Consider the following 7,047-nt stretch of genomic DNA (forward strand, 5'->3'; position numbering starts at 1 on the left):
AATAAAAAATTGTCACCATGGTTCTTTACATAAGCCCTCGGAGCGCTACGTAATCATGATTAAGGATAATAGCCATGAGTAAAGGACACATCGTAATTGGCGGTGAGCGAATAAAACCAGGCGAACGTAAAACGGTGTTTTTACCCATGCCTAAATTATATGACTGGACGCCAATGACGCTGCCAATCCATGTAATTAATGGCATTGAAGATGGGCCGTCTTTATGTATTACCGCCGCGATTCATGGCGATGAGATCAATGGTGTTGAAATCATCCGCCGCTTTTTGAAAACCAAGGGCTTAAACCATATCAATGGGAGCGTCATTGCCATCCCTATTGTTAACGTCTATGGCTTTTTATATCAAGAACGTTACCTAATGGATAGAAGAGACTTAAATCGCTCGTTCCCGGGAAGCGCTAAAGGTTCTCTCGCATCAATTCTTGCCGGAATTATCAGCAACCAAATTTTGTCTCAATCAACGCACGCAATTGATTTACATACCGGTTCCCATCATCGCTTTAATTTGCCACAAATTCGCGCCAATTTAGATATGCCAGGCATCGAAGATTTAGCCCTGGCTTTTAATGTGCCGGTGATCCTACATTCGACGTTTAGAGATGGCTCGATGAGAGAATATGCCAATGAACAGGGGATCCCCTTTTTATTGTATGAGGGAGGGGAAGCATTACGTTTTGATGAATTATCAATTAGAACCGGGATTAATGGTATTTTGAGTGTTATGGCGGCACTAAAAATGCTTAAACCGGGTAAATATGGTTTAAAAAAATGCACCCCCACTATTTCAAGAGACAGCTATTGGTTACGCGCTCCGCTCAGTGGAATTTTAAGACACATTAAAAAATCCGGAACGCGCATTACGAAAGGACAAATCATTGCCATTATTGCCAATCCCTCCAGCACGGAAGAATACAAATTAAAATCCCCTCTGTCAGGAATCATTATTGGTGAAAGTATGTTGCCACTGGTCCATGCAGGGCAAGCCTTGTTTCATATCGCCAGTTTTGAAAAATTAAATGTCGTCGAAGAGCAATTAGAAAATTTACAAGAGGCATTTAATTTAACTGACGATGAAGAGCACTTATGACCGCAACCGCCATATTCATTGCCGTCCATATCTTTGCTAAAATAAATCAACAAGATTGCCAATAAAACGCAAAATGGCAGTACCCAAAGACAGGTAAAAAAACTCTAAAGAAGGTAATTTTTTGTGTGGTATAAACGTGATGCAGAACAGATAATAATTAATTTATACATTCAGCCTGGAGCAAAACATACTGAAATTGCGGGATTTCATGGTGAGGCACTTAAAATTCGTTTGCATGCACCACCAATTGAGGGCCGTGCCAACGAGGCCTTACTTAAATTCATCGCCCAAATTTTTGCCGTGCCAACGCGACAAGTCGTATTGAAACGAGGTGACAAATCACGGCTCAAGACACTGATAATTACGGGAAGCTGCATTGATCCTGCAAATATAGGTTGATGGTAGCGAATTAATTACATCCATTAATCACTTTATCTTTTATAAACACGCCGGTCTTGCATCAAGCTTTAAAGAGCGCTATCTTAATTCCTTGGGTAACAATTAACCACCGTTTACCCTTATAGGGAGAATATCGCGATGACGGGTGTAGCCAGTGTTTTAAATGGATTAAGTAGTATTGGTGCTTCAACTCTTGCCACACAACCAGGACCACAATTAGCAGAAGCAATTGCCACCTTAGTTGCCATCGGTGTCGTTGGCGCAGGAACATTAGCAGTAATTTCCTATAAAGAATGGACGGCTTACGAAGCAAAAAAGCACCGTGAGAAAATACTCGCAATCAACAAACTCTATGCAGACCACCTGCAAAAGCTAACGATCCCCGGCGGCACGACAATCCCAAGTTTACCACCCATTTTTCAATTTAAGACAGAGCCAACTGCTGATGCCAAAACCACGTCTGAAAAAATAGATTCCCTGCATTATAATGATGACGAAGTAGCCGATATTGGCAGAGTGCTTCCAGAAGTACCGGTGGAATTAACGCGTTATCGGCAATCGGTCCTGGATGCACTATTAAAACTGAAAGAATATTATTTCCATCTAGGCAAAAACGATGATGTAACCAAAGGCGTTTTATCCTATTTGCTCAATATTCTACAAAATAGGTGTTTAAGTTTTGCAGGATATGATTATGACATCACCTACCTTAATGCTCTAATTGCCTTTATTACGGATTATGCTTCGCAAGAGCATAGCGAAAACAGCCCCCATTTCTCACATCTACGGCCAGTGTACACCTCATTAATGGATGCCGTGCAAAACCTGGATAAACATAAAGAATCGATGTCGTTGAGTAAATTAGTGGATGAGACGCGCAATGCCTGTCTTGATGAGAGTAATCAATTAATCCGCTTATTAGTAAAAATGGTTATCCCAGGAAAATATCAAGCCATCGCCGATACCGTAGCGCAAAAAGAATTAGCACAAGATATTATACGTAAACCCTATATTAATCATGCCTTCTGGGGATTACCTATTTTAACCCAGAAAGAAATTGATCTTCCCAACTCTATTTTTCATAATTGGATTATGGACATTGCCCAATACTACCTCCTTTCACAAACCCCGGGTATTATTATACATGAGAAAAAAATCATCCATCCCGAAGACCTCTTCACCTTTATTAATTGGGCCAGACCAGCGCTCGCCCAACAGGAACTGGCTAAAAAAGACAAGCAACAACCAATGCTCTCCAAACCAGATAGAAACAAACTACATCAAGGGCTGGAATTAATCCATAAAGTATTCAAACAATCACCTAACTTCATTAATAGTAAACTTACTGGTTCGGAGAAAGAACCTGAATTTGTGGTAATTGAAGATGATAAAGAACTGCTTGATGCCTGTGAAGTGATGGCTAATTTTACGCACTTAATCCATGGCGTTATTTCCCTACAAGCCCTTTGTGCGGAATTAGCAAGCAAAATGCAACAGTTAGGTTTGGATTTTTTTGATAACCAGGATAATTTTAATAAGATTTTTGCCGCATTTAACACCTTGTTTACCGTGGTGCAAAACGACTTGCATACGATGAAGCAAAAAATGGTGGAAATATCTGTTGCCAATAAAAATACTTTACGCCTAGCAGATAAAATACAATTTCAAGATGCGGTTAAAAACGTATTAGAACAAATCGAGTTTCGCGTATTACCTGCGGCCGAAAAAGTGAAAAACTATAAAAATAAGCACCCAAAAACCGTAGATATTTCGGTGCGAGAAGCACTTTCCGCCGCAGAATTTTTCCAACAACTATACGGGATAAGAATAACCCCACCATCACCCCAACCAACAGCCCCTAAGGTAGAACCGCAGCGTCCCCAAGAAAGTCCAGCCACAACGACTCCTAATCAAACGTCAGCAACAATTGCCGAAATGGCATCTGCACTTGATGAATTTAGTTCCCAGTTATTCATCGCCGTTGCAAAAATTCAACAAGAGCGCCGCCAAGATCCTAATGCCGCCACTTATCAAAAAATTCAAAATGCACTCCGAGACTTACAAATAAAAACGATTGCCATGCTCAACGAAAAAGACCCAGGAGCAGATCGTTTAAACAAAACCCAAAATATCTACAAACTAACTTATTCTCTATATGCGGAAACCATTCAATTTTTAGCGCAACACCCCGATGATCGCAATAAAGAAAGGGATGAGTTTGTCGGAAAAATCCACACTCAATTAAATTGTGTTGAAAATAGAGCATTTATTGATCGCCATCATAATAGTATCCCCAAATTAATTTACGAAAATTTTGGCTTCTTCCAGACCGCAACACGCACTAAATTATCTGTCTTAGATAAAGCCTGTCAAAGTTTACAGATGGAAGCGAATGCAGGGACCTGTTTCTAATCATTGCGGCGCAAAAATAATACCTTCGCCTTTGCGCTTCATGTAGGCGAAGATTCAGCACGAAATAAGCAACAGGCCAAATAATTCTCACACCATCGCCAATTGAAAACAGCAATATATTTCGTTAATATTATGCTCCAAGTCAGGGATTTTTATCCGCTTCAGGAAAAAGAACATTGACCCCAATCATAAAAAAAATGGATCTGGTTGTGTATGCAAGGATTGCTGATTAATTTTTTATCGATGCTCGTCCTCTTAGGCCTTATCCCCCTATTTGTCCTCTTTGCACAATTGAGCTTAGTTGGACTTCACGGATTAAAAAATCATTATGCAAAATGTAAAAATTACACGCCAAGAGTAGTCATTATTATTCCGGTTTGGAATGAGGAGGATGTCATCAGTCTTAGTATCGATAGCTTGATGCGCTTACACTATCCTGCCGATAGTTTACGAATCTACGCGGTCGATGATGTAAGTACCGATAGGACCCCAGAAATTATTGCCGCTAAAGCCCTACAATACCCCAACCGTGTCTTTAATATCAGACGCCATGCAAAGATTGATTTTGGTAAAGCAGCCGTAATTAATCATGGTTTAAATATCATTCTTCAAGACACCTGGGCGGAAGCCATTATGATTATTGATGCCGATGTGATGCTGGAGACCAATACCTTAATCAGAATGACACGTCATTTAGCCGATCAGGAAGTCAGTGCCGTCACCGCCTATATTAAAGAAGGACAAGTACCCGGTAACTTACTAACCCATTTTATCGGTTTCGAATACATTGTCGCCCAAGCAGCAACCCGACGCGCGCAAAATGTCCTTGGTGTGATGGCGTGTTTAGCGGGTGGTGCGCAATTACATACCAGAGCCAGTATTGAACAAATAGGAGGCCGTATCGATACCTCTACACTAGCGGAAGATACCTATACGACCTTTAGTACGCAACTGCACAATAATAAAGTCATTTTTGATGGGAATGCCATCGCCATCGCCGAAGAACCCACTTATATTAGTGATTTATGGAAACAACGTTTTCGTTGGGCTGAAGGCAATGTACAAATTACACGCCATTTTAAAAAAATATGGTTCCATAGAAACACCCCTGGCGGCCTTGGGGGTATTTTTTTTGGCTTGATTTGGTTCTGTACATTATTGACCCCACTGGCGATGATTATCGCTTCGATAGCGCTTAATGTCCTTTATTTTTTAAATGCTAGCGTATCTTGGCAACTCTTTCAGATATTTTCTTTACTTAGCTTTTTGTCTTACTTATTTACAACGTTTTATAGCTTTAGCATTGACCCCGGCACCGCCAAAAGAGTGTGGTTTGCCGGAATGATGCTCCCAGGATTATTATCTTTACTTAATATGATGGCGGCGGTTTTTCCCTATCATGCAGGGCTACTCATTCACCAATATTTTCCCACGACCTGGGCACAATTTTATGACCGTTATTTCCTGATTTGGGCCAATAGCTGGATATCTCTGTGTATGTTTTTTGCTTGGATAGTTTATCGTTTAGACCGAGCTAACGTCCCGCAAAAAATTACCAACAGCTTGCTTCTTATTGTGGGTTATGGTCCTTTATTATGTGTGATCACCTTTGCTGCTTATATTTCACAATTCTTTAACCGCGAAATGAAGTGGAATAAAACCATAAAAACCGGGAAAGCGACTCAAATAAGAAAAATACATAGCTCCCCTTATAACTTTAACAAAATATTAGCAGCAGATAAAAAAGAAGAATTTCATTTATTTTTTATGAAATCATTATCCTGGCAATATTAATCGTGCTTTATTTTCTGCACCAAGATTATGGATTCACATGAGCATAAAATGGTGTACATACAGTATCGTATTGTTTTTATGGGGACATTATTCCTTATTGAACGCATACAATGGGTCAACAATCTGTAATACCAATAAAGGACTGACCTTATTAAACCAAGCTAATCCACCATTAACACAAATCCAGAGCATATTGGATGCTTGTGACAAAAGTATGCCAAATGATATGCAAGTATTACTTCTTCATGGTTTATTGGCCAGAACAGAAGGAATGAAAAACAATCAATACAGCCAGGCCATTTCCTGGTTAGAAAAAGCAAAGGAGGTAGCCCCCAGTACTACCAATATTCCAGCGTTGGAATTAGCGGTAACTTATGAATGGGCAAATCAGCCCAAGAATGCCCAAACAATTTACGAACAAATATTAACCCAAACACCCGATTTACGTCCGGCACTACTTGGTTTGGCTCGCACGGCAACCACAATGCATGATTTAGACAAAGCCCAGGCTCTTTATAAAAAATTATTAAGCGTAAATAATGAGGATACCGAGGCATTAAATGGCATGGGGCGCGTGATGATGGCCTATAAAGAATTTGATGAGGCAGCCACCTATTTTCAGCACGTCCTGACCCTACAACCGAATAATAACGATGCGCAAATCGGTATCAAGCAAGTGAAACAGCTCGCCGGTCAAGCAATACAATTGGATTCAACGATTGCCCCCATTTTTACCTGTGATACGGCTCAAGGATTAAAATTAGTTAATCAACCCACACCGCCGTTATTATTAGTACAACAAATTCTTCTCAATTGCGATCGAGAAAAAGACAATAGCGTACAGGTCTTATTGTTGCATGGTTTATATGAACGGACACAAAAAAAATACCCACAAGCGATTGCGTGGCTAAAAAAAGCCAAAGCCGTTGCTGCAGTCGATAATCCCACCCCTGCATTGGAATTAGCCGTCACCTATGAATGGTCACATCTGTATCTAACCGCAAAAAGTATTTATGAAGGACTCTTAGCAACTAAGCCTGATTTACGCCCCGCCTTACTGGGTAAAGCACGCATTGATTTATGGCAAAATGAAAATCCCGCGGCGCAACTTATTTACACGACATTGCTACGCAAAAATCCACAAGATGTGGATGCATTAAACGGTTTGGCACGTGTGCAACTAGCTGAAGGTAACTACAGCGTGGCAAAAAATTATTTTGCTCAAGTCTTACGCATTCAACCTAAAAATAAAGATGCGCAAATCGGCATGCAACAAGCCAATTTGGCAAAAACCGCAAGCCAAACAGCAAAAGCTGAACCACCGCCAGAAGTACCG

At 40.5% G+C, this 7,047-nt stretch carries 5 protein-coding genes; all 5 read left to right on the forward strand.

Translation table 11 applies throughout. From position 1 onward, the window contains the following. Window positions 1-74 precede the first annotated feature (74 nt). A complete protein-coding gene (locus tag LDG_RS05035) occupies window positions 75-1,106 on the forward strand; it encodes a succinylglutamate desuccinylase/aspartoacylase family protein (protein ID WP_006870094.1) in 1,032 nt (343 codons plus the stop codon). 123 nt (window positions 1,107-1,229) lie between these two features. Further along, the gene (locus LDG_RS05040) at window positions 1,230-1,505 is read left to right on the forward strand and encodes a DUF167 domain-containing protein (protein WP_006870095.1); all 276 of its coding nucleotides are present in this window, start codon (window positions 1,230-1,232) and stop codon (window positions 1,503-1,505) included. Window positions 1,506-1,643: 138 nt separating this feature from the next. Beyond that, on the forward strand, window positions 1,644-3,917 hold the full coding sequence (locus tag LDG_RS05045) for a hypothetical protein (RefSeq protein WP_006870096.1): 2,274 nt from the start codon (window positions 1,644-1,646) through the stop codon (window positions 3,915-3,917). A 213-nt stretch (window positions 3,918-4,130) separates the two neighbouring features. Then, the gene (locus tag LDG_RS05050) at window positions 4,131-5,711 is read left to right on the forward strand and encodes a glycosyltransferase family 2 protein (protein ID WP_006870097.1); all 1,581 of its coding nucleotides are present in this window, start codon (window positions 4,131-4,133) and stop codon (window positions 5,709-5,711) included. 37 nt (window positions 5,712-5,748) lie between these two features. Then, a partial coding sequence (locus LDG_RS19555; RefSeq protein WP_158307866.1) for a tetratricopeptide repeat protein occupies window positions 5,749-7,047 on the forward strand: 1,299 nt, incomplete at its 3' end.

Source organism: Legionella drancourtii LLAP12 (genome assembly GCF_000162755.2).
Lineage (GTDB): Bacteria > Pseudomonadota > Gammaproteobacteria > Legionellales > Legionellaceae > Legionella > Legionella drancourtii.